Origin of the sequence: Halobacterium zhouii (assembly GCF_021249405.1) — an archaeon.
GTDB lineage: Archaea > Halobacteriota > Halobacteria > Halobacteriales > Halobacteriaceae > Halobacterium > Halobacterium zhouii.
In genome coordinates, this window is the sequence record NZ_CP089593.1 from 491,958 (window position 1) to 508,420 (window position 16,463).

Annotated in this window: 15 protein-coding genes; 4 read left to right on the forward strand and 11 right to left on the reverse strand. The window is 67.3% G+C overall.

What is annotated here, in order from left to right; genetic code table 11:
- Positions 1 to 46: 46 nt before the first annotated feature.
- On the reverse strand, positions 47 to 1,006 hold the full coding sequence (locus LT970_RS02460) for a transcription initiation factor IIB (RefSeq protein ID WP_232687384.1): 960 nt from the start codon (positions 1,004 to 1,006) through the stop codon (positions 47 to 49).
- A gap of 174 nt (positions 1,007 to 1,180) precedes the next feature.
- On the opposite strand from LT970_RS02460, the gene LT970_RS02465 reads away from it, so the two are divergent.
- Positions 1,181 to 1,906 carry a cobalamin-binding protein gene (locus tag LT970_RS02465; RefSeq protein WP_232687385.1) on the forward strand — a complete coding sequence of 242 codons (726 nt, stop codon included), beginning with the start codon at positions 1,181 to 1,183 and terminating at the stop codon, positions 1,904 to 1,906.
- Positions 1,907 to 2,473: 567 nt separating this feature from the next.
- Complete coding sequence (locus LT970_RS02470) at positions 2,474 to 2,986, forward strand: DUF84 family protein (RefSeq protein ID WP_232687386.1); 513 nt, start codon at positions 2,474 to 2,476, stop codon at positions 2,984 to 2,986.
- 49 nt (positions 2,987 to 3,035) lie between these two features.
- On the opposite strand, the gene LT970_RS02475 is transcribed toward LT970_RS02470, so the two are convergent.
- Positions 3,036 to 4,895: a flippase-like domain-containing protein gene (locus LT970_RS02475; protein WP_232687387.1), complete on the reverse strand. Its 1,860-nt coding sequence runs from the start codon at positions 4,893 to 4,895 to the stop codon at positions 3,036 to 3,038.
- 324 nt (positions 4,896 to 5,219) lie between these two features.
- On the opposite strand from LT970_RS02475, the gene LT970_RS02480 reads away from it, so the two are divergent.
- Complete coding sequence (locus tag LT970_RS02480; RefSeq protein ID WP_232687388.1) at positions 5,220 to 5,459, forward strand: DUF7123 family protein; 240 nt, start codon at positions 5,220 to 5,222, stop codon at positions 5,457 to 5,459.
- 244 nt (positions 5,460 to 5,703) lie between these two features.
- Here the strand turns inward: LT970_RS02480 and LT970_RS02485 are convergent, their stop codons facing one another.
- The 5 genes from LT970_RS02485 to pyk form a co-directional block, all read right to left on the reverse strand.
- Positions 5,704 to 6,303 carry a winged helix-turn-helix transcriptional regulator gene (locus tag LT970_RS02485; protein WP_232687389.1) on the reverse strand — a complete coding sequence of 200 codons (600 nt, stop codon included), beginning with the start codon at positions 6,301 to 6,303 and terminating at the stop codon, positions 5,704 to 5,706.
- A 217-nt stretch (positions 6,304 to 6,520) separates the two neighbouring features.
- Positions 6,521 to 7,645 (reverse strand): SPFH domain-containing protein, encoded by a 1,125-nt coding sequence (locus tag LT970_RS02490; RefSeq protein WP_232687390.1) that lies wholly within the window; start codon positions 7,643 to 7,645, stop codon positions 6,521 to 6,523.
- A gap of 114 nt (positions 7,646 to 7,759) precedes the next feature.
- Positions 7,760 to 8,401 carry an NfeD family protein gene (locus LT970_RS02495; protein ID WP_232687391.1) on the reverse strand — a complete coding sequence of 214 codons (642 nt, stop codon included), beginning with the start codon at positions 8,399 to 8,401 and terminating at the stop codon, positions 7,760 to 7,762.
- A 50-nt stretch (positions 8,402 to 8,451) separates the two neighbouring features.
- Positions 8,452 to 8,640 carry a DUF7312 domain-containing protein gene (locus LT970_RS02500; protein ID WP_232687392.1) on the reverse strand — a complete coding sequence of 63 codons (189 nt, stop codon included), beginning with the start codon at positions 8,638 to 8,640 and terminating at the stop codon, positions 8,452 to 8,454.
- A gap of 59 nt (positions 8,641 to 8,699) precedes the next feature.
- A complete protein-coding gene (gene pyk, locus LT970_RS02505) occupies positions 8,700 to 10,433 on the reverse strand; it encodes a pyruvate kinase (RefSeq protein WP_232687393.1) in 1,734 nt (577 codons plus the stop codon).
- A gap of 99 nt (positions 10,434 to 10,532) precedes the next feature.
- Here pyk and LT970_RS02510 point away from each other — a divergent pair, with 99 nt between their 5' ends.
- Positions 10,533 to 10,820, forward strand: coding sequence for a GYD domain-containing protein (locus tag LT970_RS02510; protein ID WP_232687394.1), 288 nt, complete (start codon positions 10,533 to 10,535; stop codon positions 10,818 to 10,820).
- A gap of 408 nt (positions 10,821 to 11,228) precedes the next feature.
- Here the strand turns inward: LT970_RS02510 and metG are convergent, their stop codons facing one another.
- The 4 genes from metG to LT970_RS02530 form a co-directional block, all read right to left on the reverse strand.
- Complete coding sequence (gene metG / locus LT970_RS02515) at positions 11,229 to 13,316, reverse strand: methionine--tRNA ligase (protein ID WP_232687395.1); 2,088 nt, start codon at positions 13,314 to 13,316, stop codon at positions 11,229 to 11,231.
- Between the two features lie 274 nt (positions 13,317 to 13,590).
- Positions 13,591 to 14,163 (reverse strand): YqaA family protein, encoded by a 573-nt coding sequence (locus LT970_RS02520; RefSeq protein ID WP_232687396.1) that lies wholly within the window; start codon positions 14,161 to 14,163, stop codon positions 13,591 to 13,593.
- A gap of 32 nt (positions 14,164 to 14,195) precedes the next feature.
- On the reverse strand, positions 14,196 to 15,263 hold the full coding sequence (mfnA, locus tag LT970_RS02525) for a tyrosine decarboxylase MfnA (RefSeq protein WP_232687397.1): 1,068 nt from the start codon (positions 15,261 to 15,263) through the stop codon (positions 14,196 to 14,198).
- A 98-nt stretch (positions 15,264 to 15,361) separates the two neighbouring features.
- The gene (locus LT970_RS02530; RefSeq protein WP_232687398.1) at positions 15,362 to 16,441 is read right to left on the reverse strand and encodes a hypothetical protein; all 1,080 of its coding nucleotides are present in this window, start codon (positions 16,439 to 16,441) and stop codon (positions 15,362 to 15,364) included.
- Between the last annotated feature and the right edge of the window lie 22 nt (positions 16,442 to 16,463).

Genomic DNA, 16,463 nt, shown 5'->3' on the forward strand with positions numbered 1-16,463 from the left:
CCACGTCAGAACCGCGAGAACGAGTCGTCGAGAAACGAGATACCGTTTAAACGGGAATCGTGTCCTCGGCTTCGAGGAGTTCGTGGTAGCGGTTCCGGATGGTGACCTCGGAGATGTCCGCGACCTCCGAGACCTTCGCCTGCGTGGTCTTCTCGTTCGTCAGGAGCGCCGCGGCGTACACGGACGCGGCGGCGAGGCCGACCGGCGACTTGCCGGAGTGGACGCCCTTCTCCTTGGCGGTCTGGAGCAGTTCGCGGGCGCGGTGCTGGGCCTCGTCGGAGAGTTCCAGCGAGGACGCGAACCGCGGCACGTAGCTCTCGGGGTCAGCGGGCGCGACCTCGAGGCCGAGTTCGCGCACGACGTAGCGGTACGTGCGCGCGATCTCGGCCTTCTCGACGCGGCTGACGTCCGCGATCTCGTCGAGGGAGCGCGGCACGCCGGCCTGGCGCGCGGCGGCGTACACGCAGGACGTCGCGACGCCCTCGATGGAGCGGCCGGGCAGCAGGTCGTCCTCGAGCGCGCGGCGGTAGATGACCGACGCGGTCTCCCGGACGTTGTCCGGCAGTCCGAGCGCGCTGGCCATGCGGTCGATCTCGCCGAGGGCCTGCTTGAGGTTGCGTTCTTTCGCGTCCCGGGTTCGGAATCGCTCGTTCCACTTCCGGAGCCGTTGCATCTTCTGGCGCTGGTTCGAGGACAGGGAGTTGCCGTAGGCGTCCTTGTCGCGCCAGTCGATGTTCGTGGACAGCCCCTTGTCGTGCATCGTGTTCGTCGTCGGTGCACCGACGCGGGATTTCTTGTCCTTCTCGGCGGAGTCGAACGCGCGCCACTCGGGGCCGCGGTCGATGCCGTCTTCTTCGACGACGAGCCCACAGTCCGCGCAGACGGATTCGCCGTGCTCTTCGTCTTGCACGACGAGCCCGCCACACTCTGGGCAGCCGTCGGTTGATTCCTCTTCCTCCGTGCGCTCCTGCTCGCGCTCTCTCGATTGTATGCGTGCGTCTGTCATCGGCGTGAGTCCCCCCGGAAAACCGGACGAGTCGTAGGCAACACATTGGAAGAAAAGTTACTTAACCGTTCCGAACCTCCGACGAGGGAGGAACACCGTACCATGGGTGGGCATACCACGATAACTGGTTTCTTGACCACCGGAACTTTCACCGCGCCCTCCATAGTCGAACGCGTGAACGTCGTCTCGCTCGCCCCGTCCGCGACTGCAACGGTCGACGCGCTCGGCGCGTCGGACCGTCTCGACGGGGTCACGCACCACTGTGATGTCGACGCGCCCGCGGTCGGCGGCTGGCTGAACCCCGACTACGAGCGCGTCCTCGACCACGACCCCGACGTTGTCCTCACCAGTGACGCGCTCCAGCGCGAGATCCGGGACGACCTCCGCGACCGCGGCGTCGACGTCACGCACACCGAACCGGCGACGCTGGACGACGCGCTCTCGTCGTTCGCCGCCGTCGGCGACGCTATTGGCCGGCCGGACGCCGGACGCGAACTGGAAGTCCAGAGCCGCGAGCGCCTCGACGCTGTCCGCGACGCCGCCGGCCGCGATGCCGCTTCGGATGACCGTCCCGTTGTCTACTGCGAGGAGTGGGACGACCCGCCGATGGCCGCCGGCAACTGGGTGGCCGACGCCGTCCGCGCCGCGGGCGGCCGCTACCCGTTCGTCGACCCCGGCGAGCGCTCCCGGCAGGTCGACGCCGAGGCGGTTCGGGACGCCGACCCGGACCACGTTTTCGTCCACGTCTGCGGGAAGGGCGACCGCGTCGACGTCGACCCCGCGGCGCGCTGGAGTCTAGACGCGGACGTCCACGTGCTCGACGACTCGCTGTTGAACCAGCCGAGTCCGCGTCTGCTCGACGGCGTGGAACGACTGGCGAGTGTGATTCGAGACGTTTAGGTTCAGGACTTCCTCTATGAGACCCGCCAGAAAGTCCCGACTGGAGTAAACTGAACTGCTTCTACGGACACCCAGAAAGCCCCGGGGCGCTCGCGTCCGCTCGCTTGCTGCGCTCCTCGGCCACTTCGCGGCCTGCGGTGCTGGCGTCGCGAGCGAACAAGCCATGCGCGAGCGCTGGGGGAGACCTCCGGTCTCCCGAGCAATCGGGCGCTACGCGCCCGATGACCCCGCCCCTTTCAGTCCCACCCATGCCAGTTGGTCAGTCGGCAGGGTGGGACTGAAAGGGGCGGCCGTCTGGACGACGGCAGGCGACGTAAGCACTGCAGGCCGAAGGGCGAAGCGCGCAGCGAGCCTCCCGAGTCCAGACGTTCACGAGACGCCTGCGGCGTCTCGTGCAGCCCATCAGAACGGCGAAGCCGTTCTGAGGACGGCCGGGGCTTTCTGGGTGTCCGTAGACGTGAGTTGATTGTTCGCTGCCGGGGCTTCCTGCCAGGCCCCGCTGATAGGGACTTCTGACACCCATGACTACTCCGCGACGACTAATATCCGCGAGCGTCTGCACTCGGTATGCACGTTGCAGTCGGCTCCGGAAACCCCGTGAAGCGCGACGCCATCGCCGCAGCACTGCCGGACGCCGTGGTCGAGGCCGTCCCGGTCGAAAGCGGCGTCAGCGAGCAACCGTGGGGCGACGACGAGACGGTCGAGGGCGCGACGAACCGCGCCGAGCGCGCGCTGGCGAGCGGCGCCAATGCGGCCGAGTACGACCTCGGGGTCGGACTGGAGGGCGGGGTGGCAGAACGAAACGGTGACCTGTTCCTGATTATGTGGGCGGCCGCGACGGACGGCGAGCACGTCGAAGTCGGCGGGGGTCCGCGGATGCGCCTCCCCGACGAGGTGGCCGCGCGCCTCCAGGACGGCGCGGAACTCGGTCCCGTGATGGACGACCTGCTGGATACCTCAGCTGTCGCGGAGAACCAGGGCGCCGCGGGCGTGCTGACAGGCACCATCACGGACCGAACGGAAGCACTCCGAACCGCTGCGGCGGGCGCGCTCGGCCCGTTCGTCACGGAGTACTACTGACGGTCGGCCGACTCGCCGACAGTTCGACTGCCGACTGTTCTGGCCGCGTTCAGTCCTCGACCGGCGACGTCTCCGCGGGGGCGTCGCTGTCACCGTCGACCATCTCGTCGGCGTCGGCGCCCTCGACGGCCTCCGTGAGGGAGACGTTCAGCGAGAGCATCGACACCGCGCCGCCCGCGACCGTGACGACGTTCTTCACGATGTGGTCGACGATGGCGACGCCCACCGCGGTCGCGAACCCGACGGGCAGGAGCGTCGAGACGATGGCCGCGAACGCCGCCTCGTAGATACCGATGCCGCCGGGCGGTCCGGGAATCACTTTCGCGAGGTTGCCGACGCTCACCGCGAAGAAACCCACCGCGAGCAGTTGCGGGAGTGGGAGGTCGAGGCCGAACGCGAGGAACACGAGCAGCGCCGTCGCCACGTCGATGGTCCAGATGAGCGCGCTCGTGCCGCCGATGCCGGCGAACGCGCGGCCGTTCGCGGCGACGCGTTGGACGTCGCCCACGAACCGCTCGACGATGGAGGCGACGTACTCCACGTAGGAGTCGTCGCTCGTGTACTCCACGATGCTCCGGACGTAGTTCGACTCCGAGCGAGCGGAGACGACGATAGCCACCACTGCGCCGACGGCGAGCACGCCGACGACAGACGCGACGACGACGGCCTGCCGGACGGCCGCTGACTCCTGGCCGCTCAGGCCGCTCCCCGAGGCGGTCGCGGCGAGTTCGGTGACACTCGAGGGCGCGAACACGGCGAGCGCCACGAGCACGCCGCCGGCGAGGACCGTGATGGTGAGCAGGTCGAAGACGCGCTCGACGGCGAGCGACGCGAACCCGGTGGTGTACGGCACGCCGCGGCGCGCCTTCACGACGTACGCGCGGATAGCGTCGCCTGCCCGCGCCGGGATGACGAGGTTCCCGGTCTGGCTGATGAACACCGCACCCGTGAGGAAGCCTACACTCTCCCTGTACCCGAGTTCCGCGAGAATGTCGCGGTATCGGAGGCCACGGATCGGCCACGAGAACAGGTAGACGACCGCGCCGGCGGCGACGAGCACGGGGTCGGCGTTCGATACCGCCTGGACGAACGCCTCCACGTCGACGTAGACGAACATCAGCGCGAACGCCGTCAGCGAGAGCAGCGTGCCGACGAGCATCCCCGTCCGACGGTTCGCGTACGGACTCACGTTGAACTCCCAGACGCAGCGAAGTATCTGGCTCCCCATCCCGAACACGTCCCGAACGAGGTCGACCTTCGAGTCGCCCTTCGGCGTCCAGTCGACCGCGAACTCCGTCACGCGGAGGCCGCGGCGCTGGGCGCGCACGAGCATCTCGGTGTCCCAGAACCAGTGTTCGTCCTGGACGTCGTCCACGAGCGTCTCGAAGGCGTCGCGGCTGAACGCCTTGAATCCGCACTGGTGGTCGCGCAACTCGGAGCCCAGCAGGCCACGCACGGCGAGATTGAATGCTTTCGACGGGACGCCGCGCCTGACGGGGCGTTCGGCGGCGCGCCCGGGCATCCAGCGCGACCCGGTGGCGACGTCGTACCCCTCCGAGCGGACGCTCTCGACGAGCTCTTCGAGGTGGCGCATGTCCGTCGCGAGGTCGGTGTCGAAGTAGACGAGCGTGTCCCCGCGCGCGTCCCGGAACGCCGCGTTCAGTGCGCCGCCACGCCCCAGGCGTTCGTCGCTGTGGAAGTGCCGTACGCGCTCGTCCTCGGCAGCGAGTCGCTCCGCGATGGCGGGCGTGTCGTCGGTACAGCCGTCCTCCGCGACGACGACCTCGTAGGAGTCCTCGGGGAGAAACGCCGCCAGCGCGTCGAGTGTGGTCCGCACCGTCCCCTCGATGGTGTCCGCCTCGTCGTAGGCCGGGAGGACGACACTCACCTCGACGCCGCGGTCGCTCATTGCCGGAAAACTGCGCTTGCGAATCGTAAGTACCTTCTGACTCACTGGCTCGCGACGTTCTCGTGGGGCGGTTTTTCCGCGGGAATCGACTGGCCCTAACCCACATCGAGTCGACAATCAATTGGGTGCAAATCTGGAAATGGACCTCGACAGAACGACAACAAGTTGGGTGTATCGCTCGCGGTAATCGCGTGTTAACCGCGCCTACCAACTGCTATCTACCACCCGGACCACGCCGGCGCGGGAGCAACGATAACCGCACGAGGGCGGCCGATTTACTTCCCGTACCAAACCCCTCTTACTGTGATAGACCAACAGTGATGTATGAGCGCGACCGCCGCATCGACTGACGCTCTCACCCCCAAACAACACCGCATCCTCGAGTTCCTCCGGCAGCACGCGGGCCAGCAGACGTACTTCAAGTCCAGGCTCATCGGCGACGAACTCGACCTCTCCGCGAAGGAGGTCGGCGCGAACATGCCCGCCATCGAGGACGGCGACCACGACCTGAGCGTGGAGCGCTGGGGCTACTCCTCGAGCACCACCTGGAAGGTCACCGCGTAAGGGGCGCGCTCGGTTTGTCGTCAGATCGGTCCGTCATCCACCTTTTCTGCTCGCGTGTTCCTCGTCCGACCAGAAGACCACGCGTAATGGCTCGTACAACCCGAATCGTTCGCGAGGAACTCGCCCGTTCGGCCGTGTCGCGCTCATTGGCCACGCTCAGTGAACGCTCGTCACTAGGCGTCCACCGGCACCGAACGCGCACTGCGATCCCCTGGCTGTCCCACCTCGCGGGAGAGCAACGGACTCAGGGGTCGTAAGAGAGCAACTCCGCTGCCTCCGCGGCGAACGCCACGGTGTTCGCGTCGAAGGAGTCTGCGTACCGAACGAGCAGCGTGACGATGGTCTCCGGGCGCTCGACCTCGTAGCCGTTCTCCCGGGAGAGCACGCCGACCTCCTCTAGTTGGGCGGCGTACTTGCTCACCGTGGCCGGCGACACGCCGAGTTCGTCGGCGAGGTCGCTGCCCGTGGCGTCCGGGTCGCGGAGCAGCGCGAGCACCATCCCGCGGGGCGTGTCCCGGCGCAGGTAGCCCAGCGCACGCTGTTCGAACGACGTGAACTCGTCCGCGGGGTAGAACCGACGGTAGTCGCCGTCGCGCGCGCCCTCGACGGCGTCCTCGTCGAGGAGCCTCCGGAGGTGGTGCTGGGTCTCGCCCGTGCCGAGTTTGAGGTCGTCACGGACCTTCGAGAAGTGCGCTCCCGGCGTCGTCGCGAGGTAGCCCGCGATGGCTTCGCGGACCTCGCTCTCCCCGCCGTCCTCGTCGCCCGCGAACCGGGCGAGCGGACTCGCCGCGCCGACGGCGGCGAACCGCCGGAGCGTCGCGCGCTTGTCCTCGTCGATACCCATTCGGGGGAACGTACGACGCGAGCCGGGAAAAACCCTCGCTTCGGTCGACCGATACGGGCGGGAAGAGGACGTTCAGAGCTACTGAACGGGTTTTGTGGCGGGCGACTAGCATCGGCGGAGACACAGAACAACAAGAAGAACAACTGGGGTGGATCTGGAACGGCGAGCCGAGGAGGATGCTACTCGGCGGTCGGTTCGGAGTCGCTCTTCGGGCGACTCAGTTCTCGTCGTCGTCGCTGTCGAGTTCCGCGTCCATCTTTTCGATGACTTCGTCCGCGGACTTCATCCCGGGGTCGGCGCCCTCCTGGACGGCCTTCGCCTGCTCCTCGAGTTTCGACGGGTCGACGTCGGCCTCCTCGCTGATCTGGTTGAGTATCTCGTCGATGTCGTCGAGGCCGATGAGCTCGCGGGTCTCCGCGTCGAACTCCAGGCTGTCGAGTTGCGTGCCGTCGTCGGCCACGTCGCTGCCAGCGAGGTGCTTGCCGTACCGGCCGACGAGACTGGAGAGTTCCTGTGGGAGCACGAACGTGTTCGACTCGCCCTCGCCGATGCCCTCGAGGGTCTCCATGCCCTTCTCGATGATGGCGCGCTCGCCCATCGACTCGGCGGACTTCGCGCGGAGCACCGTCGAGATGGCGTCACCCTGGGCCTCCAGGATCTGAGACTGCTTCTCGCCCTGCGCGCGGATGATGTTCGACTGCTTGTCACCCTGGGCGTTCTCGATGGCGGACTGGCGTTCCCCTTGTGCCTCCAGAATCATCGCGCGGCGACGCCGCTCCGCGCTGGTCTGTTGTTCCATCGCCTTCTGGACCTCCTGGGAGGGGTTGACCTCCCGAACTTCCACGCTCTCCACGCGGATGCCCCACTCGTCCGTGGGTTCGTCGAGTTCCGTGCGGATGCGGGCGTTGATCTCCTGGCGCTTGTTCAGCGTGTCGTCGAGTTCCATGTCGCCTAGCACCGCGCGCAGCGTCGTCTGCGCGAGGTTCGACACCGCGGGCTTGTAGTCGTCCACCTCGAGGAACGCGCGCCGGGCGTCCCGCACGCGGATGTAAACGACGGCGTCCGCCGTCACCGGGGAGTTGTCCCGCGTGATGGCCTCCTGCCGGGGGACGTCGATGGTCTGGGTGCGCATGTCGAAGGTGTACGTCCGCGAGACGAACGGCGGGATGACGTTGATGCCGGGTTCGAGCAGGCCGCGGTACTCGCCGAACACCGTCAACGCCTTCTTCTCGTACGCGTCGACGATCTCCACCGTCTGATAGACGACGACGGCGAGCAACAGCAACAACAGCAGTCCCACGAACGTCACCACGGGACCAGCTACCTGGAGGGGAGTGAACATCCTACTTGACGTTTCGACAGGCGGACAATAAGTGTTGCCGCGTCTATCAGTCTCTGCGGACTGGTTGTCTACCCGTGTCTGCGTGCTGCCTCGGCTATCGGGATTCGCTTCGTCTCACGCGGTTTCGTCGGCCTCCGACTCCGTGTCCGACTCGTCGTCCAGGGTCGACTCGGTGTCCGCGTTCGACTCGACGTCCTCACTCGACCTGGCGTCCGGAGACGACGGCGTTCCGGCGTCACTCTCCGTCCTGCGCTCGCGCTCCCGCGCCAGCGCGCGGTCGATGTCGTCCACGCCGTCCACAGCCTCCACTGTCACCACGTTCCCACCGCCCGGGTCCACGACGACCACCTCCTCCCCTTCGTCGATGGATCCCGAGATGGTTCGCGCGGCGTACGTCGGGTCGAAGCCGCCGGCCTCGAGTTTCACCTTCCCGGAGCGCTCCGTGACGCGCTCGAGGACGTAGCCGCGGACCCCCCGGAGGTCACTCGAGGTGCTGGTCTGGCCGCGCCCGCTCCCCGCGTAGAAGTCGAAGCGACGGTAGACGTACAGCGCGCCGAAACCCGTGGCGAACACCAGGCCTGCGAGCACGAACGGCGTCGCCGCGCCCGGCACGAACAGGCCGACGAGACCCGCGACGAACAACGACACACCGATGACGACGAAGTGCGCACCCGGCGCGAACGCCTCCAGCACGCAGAGCGCGGTGCCGGCGACGACGAGCAGTAGCGACAGCGACAGCCCGAACACCTCGATCATATGCGGAACTTGGGGCGGTGGGGTCTAAACCATTACCCGAAGCGCGACGCTCACCCGAAGATCAGTAGCCCAATCACGCCCAGCATCGCACAGACGCCGAGCGCGAAGAACGCGACGTTCTCGAATCGCGGTGACCCCGGTTCGATGGAGTGCGTCTCGACGCGTTCGCCGTCCTCCCCGACCTCGTCGACGTCGAACCGCCACTCGGACTCGTCTCCCTGCTCGCGGTTCTCGCTCATACGATGTGTTCGGGGCTGACGGGCAAAAGTCCGTGGGTCGCACTCGCTGGATCGCGTCCTCAGAGGCTGCCCGCGTACACGACCCCGCGCTCGCCGTCCACGGTCACTTCGTCCCCCGTCTCGATGTCGGAGATGTCCGCGTCGCCCACCAGCGGCACGTCGAGTTCGCGTGCTATCATCGCCGGATACCCCGTCATCCCGGACTGCTCGGTCACGATGCCCGCGATCAGGTCGAGGTCGCCGCTGAATTCGTCGTCGAACTCCTCGGGGAGCACTAGCACGCTCCCCTCGGGCACGTCCGAGAGGTCGCCGTCAGTCAGTACCCTGGCCGGGCCGACCGCGCGCCCGGCCACCACCGACCGACCGACAGCAAGGGTCTCCGCGGCGACGTGGACCTTCAGCGTGTTCGTGGTGCTCGCGCCCTTCAGGTCGGCCATCATGCCGACCAGTACGACCACGGTGTCCCCGCTCGCGACCACGCCCGAGTCCACCGCGGCCCGCACCGCCCGCTCCACGACCTGCGTCGCGTCCCCCTCTGAGACCTCCACGTGCTCCGCGTGGACGCCCCAGTTCATCGCCAACTGGCGGCGAACGCGGTGACTCGGCGTCGCGCACATCACCGGTACGCCCGGCCGGAACTTCGCGGCCTTGCGCGCGGTGTAGCCGGACTCCGAGGCCACCACAACCGCGCTCGCATCGATGTCCCGGGCGAGATACCGCGCCGACCGCGCGAGCGCGTCCGTCTTCGCCTCGCCGTCGGCCTCCGGGACGCGCTGCTCGCGCAACTCCGCGTACTCCTCGCTCTCTTCGGCCTCCCGGACGATGCTGTCCATCGCGTCCACGACCCGCGGCGGATGGTCGCCGATCGCCGTCTCCCCAGAGAGCATCACCGCGTCGGTGCCGTCGAGCACCGCGTTCGCCACGTCGGAGGCCTCCGCGCGCGTCGGCCGCCGCGAGTGTACCATCGAATCCAGCATCTCCGTCGCCGTGATGACCGGCACGCCCGCGCGCTGACACCGCCGAATGATACGCTTCTGGATCATCGGGACGTCCTCCAGTGGGCACTCCACGCCCAGGTCGCCGCGAGCCACCATCACGCCGCTGGCCGCCTCTACGATGCCCTCGAGGTTCTCCACCGCTCCCGCGCGCTCGATTTTCGCCACGATGGGGATGTCCGCGCCGAAGGACTCCAGCACGCGACCGACCTCCAGGACGTCCTCGGCGTTCCGCACGAAACTCGCAGCGACGTAATCCACGCCCTTCTCCGCGGCGAGTTCCAGGTCCCGGCGGTCCTTCTCGGTCACCACGTCGAGGCCGAGTTCCACGCCCGGCACGTTCACGCCCTTCCGACTGCCGAGGTCGCCGCCGGACTCCACCCGACCGAGCACTGCGTCGCCCTCCACGTCCACCACCACCGCCTCGATGCGCCCGTCGTCCAGAAGGACGTCGTCACCGGGTTCGGCCGCCGCGATACTCGTCGACAGTCCGACCGTTTCCGCGTCAGACGTCTCGCCCGGCTCGAACCGAACCACGCTTCCCTCGGCCAGATGGACGGAACCATCGGTCTCTGCGGTCCGGACCTCCGGCCCCTGCATGTCCAGCATCACCGCGACCGGTTTCTCCGTAGCGTCGTCCACGCGCCGCGCCGTGTCGACGAGGTCCGCTCGGTCCGAAAGCGTTCCGTGACTCGAATTGATGCGAGCAACCGTCATCCCAGCGTCCGCTAGCGCGCGCACCGAATCGACGTCAGACGTCGCCGGCCCGAGCGTGCAGACGATCTTCGCATTCCTCATTGCGCCGGGGTACGCAGTCACGCATCAAAAACCCAGGTGAGTGACCGCGGCACCCGACCGGCCACAGCCATTTTCCACCCCCCGTGCGTATCTCGTGTCATGCCAACGTATGCCGCAATCGCCACGGTCGAAACGGGACGGTTCCAGAACGCCCAGGAACTCGCCTCCATCTGGGGAGACGTCCAGACCGACCTCGAGGACAAGAACTGCCACCTCATCGACGCCTACGTCCTCCTCGGCGAACGCGACGTCCTCCTCCTGTTCGAAGCCGACAGCCGCGAGGACGCCCTCCAGGCCTCCATCGCCGTCCAGCGATACGGCATCAGCATGGACACCATGGAAGCCATGAACGTCGACCGACTCGGCGAACTCGTCGACGAACTCTAACACGCACTTTTTGCTGCGAGCGCGCCTCCGGGAGACCGACGGTCTCCCGTGCCCTCGTTCGCTTCGCTCACGAGGACTCCGGCGCGCTCTGGCAAAAATTTGCGGAAAAAGCACTCCTCCCTCACTTCGTGCCTCCGGCACTCCGTTCAGTCGTCGGCCCGCGAGCCTTGGCTCGCGGTGAATCGCGGTGCTCAGGCTCTCCGAGCCGTTCGCACCGCGAATGCTAGTGGCTGTCTGCTGATTCAACTGCCGATACCCCTGGCTGCGTAGATTCAAATAGCAAGCCGGGACCAACCCGGTGCGTGACGTGAAAATCGTCCGGTGCGCTCGGATGATGTGAGCGCGGCGACGCGCGCCGGAGCAGTTCGCCGCCTGCAAGCCCCTATTCGACGCCGAGCAGACGCAGGACTACTTGACGCGAGTGCCCGGGACGCTGTCGCCGTGTGTCGTCAGCAGGTCCGCATCCTCGCCAGCGGCGAGCACCATGCCGTTGGATTCTACGCCGAACAGCTCCGCTTTCTCGAGGTTTGCCACGACGACGACCTTCGTTCCCGGGAGGTCGTCGAGGTCGTGAAGTTGCTTGATGCCGGCGACGATCTGTCGAACCTCGTGGCCGATGTCGACCTCGAGGCGCGCGAGGTCGTCCGCGCCCTCGATTCCTTCGGCCGACTCGACACGGCCGACGCGGAGGTCGAGGGCCTGGAACTCCTCGAAACCGATGCGGTCCTCGACGAGCGGTTCGAGTTCGATGGCGGAGCCGTCAGCGTCGGCGTCGTCCCCGTCAGCGTCACCATCGCTACTGGACGATTCGATCTTCGCCTCCAGCGCCTCGTTCAACTCCTCGACGCGTTCCTCCTCGACCTTCGTGAACAGCTCTTCGGGCTCCCCGAACTCGGCAGGCGGCTCCTGCAGGCAGTCGCCGACCGTGGCGTCCGCGGCGCTCCCGCTCTCCCCGAGTTGCGCCCACACCTCGTCGGCCTTCTCCGGCGTGAACGGCTGGAGCAGCACCGCGACCGCCTTCACCAGTTGCACGCAGTCGCGGATGACCGGCGCCGCCTCGTCGTCGTCGAGCTTCCACGGTTCGTTGCGCTGGATGTACTCGTTGCCGAAGCGAGCGAGCGCGACGGTTCGCTCACCGGCGGTGCGGAGGTCGTAGTCGTTCAGTGCGTCCTCGTAGTCGTCCATCGCCTGGGCGATTTCCGTCTCGACGTCGTCCGTGAGGCCGACGTCCGGCGTGCCGTCGAAGTTCCGCGCCGCGAACAGCAGCGCGCGGTAGACGAAGTTCCCGACGACGTCCGCGAGTTCGCTGTTCACGCGCTCCGCGAACCGGTCCCACGAGAAGTTCACGTCACGCTCGAAGCCGCTGGCGGTCGCGAGGTAGTACCGCAGCAGGTCGGGATGGAACCCCTCGTCGAGATACTCCTCGGCCCAGATGGCGCGGTTCCGCGACGTGCTCAACCCTTTCCCGTTGAGGTTCACGAATCCGGTCGCGCAGACCGCTCGCGGTTCCGTGTACTCCGCGGCGCGCAACATCGCGGGCCAGTAGACGGTGTGGTGCTGGATGATGTCGCGGCCGATGACGTGGACGATCTCGCCGTCGCCGTCCTTCCAGACGGACTCCCAGTCGAGGTCGCCCTCGCGTTCGCTGTACTGCTTCGTCGACGAGACGTACTCGACTGGGGCGTCCACCCAGACGTAGAGCACGAGGTCCTCGCGCTCGCCCGCGTCGTCACCGTCTCCACCGCTTTCGTCGTCCGGGTAGTCGATGCCCCAGTCCATGTCCCGCGTGATACAGAGGTCCTGTAACTCGCCCTCGATCCACTCACGGGGCTGGTTCTTCGCGTTGTTCGTGCCCTCGAGGCGGTTGATGAACCCCTGGAGGTACTCCTGGAACTCCGAGAGGCGGAGGAACTTGTGCTCGCGCTTGCGGTACTCCGCGGGGTTCCCGGTGAGCGCCGACACGGGGTCCTCGATCTCGCCGGGTTCGAGGTGCCGCTGGCAGCCCTCGTCGCATTCGTCGCCGCGCGCGTGCTCGCCGCAGTACGGACACGTCCCCTCGACGTAGCGGTCGGGGAGCCACTGGTCGGCTTCGGGGTCGTACCCCACGTCGATCTCCTTCTCGTAGACGTGGTCGTTTTCCTCCCAGGTGCGAACGAACTCCTTCGTGAGCGCGACGTTCGTCTCGTCGTGCGTGTGGCCGTAGTTGTCGAAGTCGACGTTGAACTTCGGGAACGTCTCCTCGTACTGCTCGTGGTGGCGGAGCGCTAATTCCTCGGGGCTCACGCCCTCCTCTGCGGCGTTCACCGCGATAGGCGTCCCGTGCATGTCGCTTCCGCAGACGTAGACGGCCTGCTGGCCGAGTTTGCGAAGGCCGCGGGTGAACGCGTCCGCGTTCACGTAGCTACGCAGGTGGCCGATGTGGAGGTCGCCGTTGGCGTACGGCAACCCCGCCGTGATCACCGCCGGGTCGTCGGTGGGGAAATCGTCGTGGCTCATACTCAGTTCGTCTGCCGGCGCGGGCCTAAAGCCCGCGGATTGTGTCTCGTCATGCTGGTGGTCCGTTGTGGCTCTAGAGCGGTACGAGCAGAGAAATCGGGGTTCGCGCCCACGCGGTGACCGTATGAGGGTCCGCGGGCGTGGCGGTCCACCCGGTAGCGACGCTACGCGCGCATCGGCATCGGCCGCATCGTGAGGTGGACCGTCCGGGTCACGTTCCGAGGGTGGCAGTCCGCGAGTAAAAAGGTTGTTCAGCACTGACGGCCACGCCGCCTCAGAACGCGAGCAGGAGGCCTTCGAGGACGACGATGGTGACGACCAGTCGGCCGACGCTGCCCGTGAACGTGGCGGCGGCGAACTTCGCGTAGTTCTCCTCGATGACGGAGAACGCGTAGATGGAGAGGGTGTCCGGGAACCCGGGGACCGTGAGTCCGAGTGCCATGCCGGCGTAGCCGTACTCCTTGACGAGTTCCACCATGCGCTGCTTCGACCACTCCATCGGGTCGAAGCCGAGGCGCTCGAACGCGCGCACGACCGGCCCGGAGTGGCTCGCGCCGTGGCCGACGTAGAGCGCGATGAGGCTCCCCGCGGCTTTGCCGACGCCGCTGACGAGGATGATGAGTACGACGGTCAGTGGGGCGGGGATGCCGAGGCCGAGCGTGGCGACGCTGCCACAGACGTAGCCCGCGGGACAGAGCACGACCTCGCTGGGGAGCGGGAGCACGAACGCGATGAGGAAGGAGTAGATGAAGATAATGAGCAGGCCGCTCCAGCCGGTTGCGGCTCTGACTGCGCCCTCGATTGCGTGGAAGTCAATAGCGAGCGGGAGCGCCGCTGCGGGGGTCACTGTCGGATTTGTCTCACTCGCGCGGCTAAACCCTACTGGAGTTCGTCGAGGTCAGCGAGGAACTTGGTGAGCATCGCCCGAGTGACGTGGGGCATGCAGACGACGCGGAGCTCTCCGCTCGCGGTGCGCGAGATCCGCCAGTCACGCTCGCGGAGCGCGTCGAACTCGGCGTCCGGGAGGTCGACGGCGACGAGCGGCAGGACGGGGTCGGCGACGTCGTAGCCGCGGTCGACGAGTTCCGCGGCGAGGAAGTCGGCGTTGGCTTGCGAGACCTCGTACTGCTCGCGATAGCCGTCCGGCCAGAGCGCGTCGAGGGCGGCGTGCGCGCCAGCGACGCCCGCCCCCGAGCGCGTGCCGCCGAGCGTCGGCTGGGTGTCGGATTCGAGGTACGGTGTGTCGATGGCGAGCGCGTCCAGGGTTTCGGCGTCGCGCGCGAGGAAGCCGCCGGCGGGAATCGGCGCCTGCCCCATCTTGTGCGGGTCGATGGTCATCGTGTCCACGTCGACGTCCGAGAAGTCCCAGTCGTGGTCCGTGAACGGGAGCACGAACCCGCCCCACGCGGCGTCGACGTGGAGGCGGGCGTCGACGTTCGCGGCCACGTCCGCGAGCGCGGAAATCGGGTCGACGCGCCCGAACTCCGTGGTGCCCGCGATGCCGACGACGAGCGCGGTGTCGTCGTCCGCGAGCGCCGCGACGTCGTCGACGTCCGCGCGGTGGTCGTCGTCGGTGGCCGCAAGGCGCAACTCCACGCCGAGCACGTCGGCGGCCTTCTGGAAACTGAAGTGCGCGCTCTCGGGTGCGACGACGTTCACGTCGCCATCTGCGACGTTCCTGGCTGCGCGCACTGCCTGGAGGTTCGCCTCCGTGCCGCCCGACCCGACGTAGCCGTGTGGGTCGTCCAGACCGACGACGTCCCCGAGTGCTGCGACCGCTCCCTCCTCGAGTTCGGCGACGGTCGGGTAGGTCGCGGGGTCGCCGGGGTTGTCCGCGAGAAAGGTCGTCGCGGCGTCGCGGGCGGAGGGATGTGGCTCGGTGCACATCGAGGAGAGCACGCGGTCGAAGTCCTGTGGAGTGTGCTCCCCGAGCGCGGCGCTGTCCATATCCCGAGACTAGTTGGTGGGCGTTTAGCGGTTCCGCTCTCGGGCCACGACGCCGTTGTTTCGTTGCGGCCGAGACTGTCGTCGGGTGGCGGCGTCGCTCAGTAGTGGGGATTGGAGGCGTTCACGACGACGGGCGCGCGGAGCACTGGAATGCCGTCCGGCCCCCAGACCTGCACCCGGTACGTGGCGTCCAGTTTCGGGTAGTCTCGCCAGCCGTCTTCGTACGCGAGCAGGGGGTCGCTGCCGTTCTCGGGGAACGAGAAAAACACCTGTTCGTCCGCGGCGAGCGTCTGGTTCAGCGTGAACGCGTGGGTCTTCCCGGCATACGTGAGTTCGACGGTGGAGCCAACCGGCAGCGACTCGCCTTCCTCGTTCTTGACGACGACGTGCTCGCCATCCTGGCTCTCGTCGACCCCGACGAACGCGTCCACGGCGTTCCGCGCTTTCGACGCCCATTCCGGGCGTTGAACCGATTCGACGCCGATCTCGGTGAGTTCGTAGGTGAGCGTCTCGGTGGTGTTCTCCACCTCGGAGGCCACGTGACGACGATACTCGTAGTGGTGGACACGTCCGCTGAGGTCCACGACGAGGCGTGCGTCGAACGTCGTCGTTCTGTCCTGCTCAACGCGATTGCGGTCGGCCGTCAGCACGAGCAGCATTCGGCTGTCCCGAACGACGCGCTCGGACACCGTGAAGTTGTACGCGTGGGCGTAGTCGAGGGGCCAGTTGCTCTCGATTCGGGGGTTGCCGTTGTCGGGTTCGACCTGCCAGTCTGTGTAGTAGGCGTGCCCGTACGGGCCAGTGATGCGGCGCGCGCCACGGCTCTGATTGTGCCACTTGAGGGTCGTGGTGTTGTACTCGTTCGCCCAGAACGTGGTCTCGTTGACTGCAGTGGCCGTCAGCCGCGCGCGTCGCCGAATCGTCTCGTTCGTAGCGTCGACGACGTTCGGCGCCTTCGGGGTCTGGAACTCGGTCAGTTCGTACTCGTAGGCGTATCCCGTTTCGGCGAGAGCGGCCTCGTGTGCGTTCGCGAGCTTCGTCGCGTTTTCGACGCCCTGCGCGCTGACGCCGGGCGGGAACCCCTCGGCGGCTTCGGGTCCGTCACCGCCGTCCAGTGGAGGGACGCCCATGCAGCCAGCTGCCAGGAGGAGGGCGCAGACTGCGAGGACCGTTCGCATAGTCGACGTGTCGGATTCGACG

What these genes read in the sequence shown, in the direction of transcription:
- LT970_RS02500 (WP_232687392.1), bottom strand. Translation starts at nt 8,640, where the DNA reads ATGAGCGAGAACCGCGAGCAGGGAGACGAGTCCGAGTGGCGGTTCGAC.
- pyk (WP_232687393.1), bottom strand. Translation starts at nt 10,433, where the DNA reads ATGAGGAATGCGAAGATCGTCTGCACGCTCGGGCCGGCGACGTCTGAC.
- LT970_RS02490 (WP_232687390.1), bottom strand. Translation starts at nt 7,645, where the DNA reads ATGTTCACTCCCCTCCAGGTAGCTGGTCCCGTGGTGACGTTCGTGGGA.
- mfnA (WP_232687397.1), bottom strand. Translation starts at nt 15,263, where the DNA reads ATGGACAGCGCCGCGCTCGGGGAGCACACTCCACAGGACTTCGACCGC.
- metG (WP_232687395.1), bottom strand. Translation starts at nt 13,316, where the DNA reads ATGAGCCACGACGATTTCCCCACCGACGACCCGGCGGTGATCACGGCG.
- LT970_RS02495 (WP_232687391.1), bottom strand. Translation starts at nt 8,401, where the DNA reads ATGATCGAGGTGTTCGGGCTGTCGCTGTCGCTACTGCTCGTCGTCGCC.
- LT970_RS02530 (WP_232687398.1), bottom strand. Translation starts at nt 16,441, where the DNA reads ATGCGAACGGTCCTCGCAGTCTGCGCCCTCCTCCTGGCAGCTGGCTGC.
- LT970_RS02470 (WP_232687386.1), top strand. Translation starts at nt 2,474, where the DNA reads ATGCACGTTGCAGTCGGCTCCGGAAACCCCGTGAAGCGCGACGCCATC.
- LT970_RS02510 (WP_232687394.1), top strand. Translation starts at nt 10,533, where the DNA reads ATGCCAACGTATGCCGCAATCGCCACGGTCGAAACGGGACGGTTCCAG.
- LT970_RS02475 (WP_232687387.1), bottom strand. Translation starts at nt 4,895, where the DNA reads ATGAGCGACCGCGGCGTCGAGGTGAGTGTCGTCCTCCCGGCCTACGAC.
- LT970_RS02480 (WP_232687388.1), top strand. Translation starts at nt 5,220, where the DNA reads ATGAGCGCGACCGCCGCATCGACTGACGCTCTCACCCCCAAACAACAC.
- LT970_RS02485 (WP_232687389.1), bottom strand. Translation starts at nt 6,303, where the DNA reads ATGGGTATCGACGAGGACAAGCGCGCGACGCTCCGGCGGTTCGCCGCC.
- LT970_RS02460 (WP_232687384.1), bottom strand. Translation starts at nt 1,006, where the DNA reads ATGACAGACGCACGCATACAATCGAGAGAGCGCGAGCAGGAGCGCACG.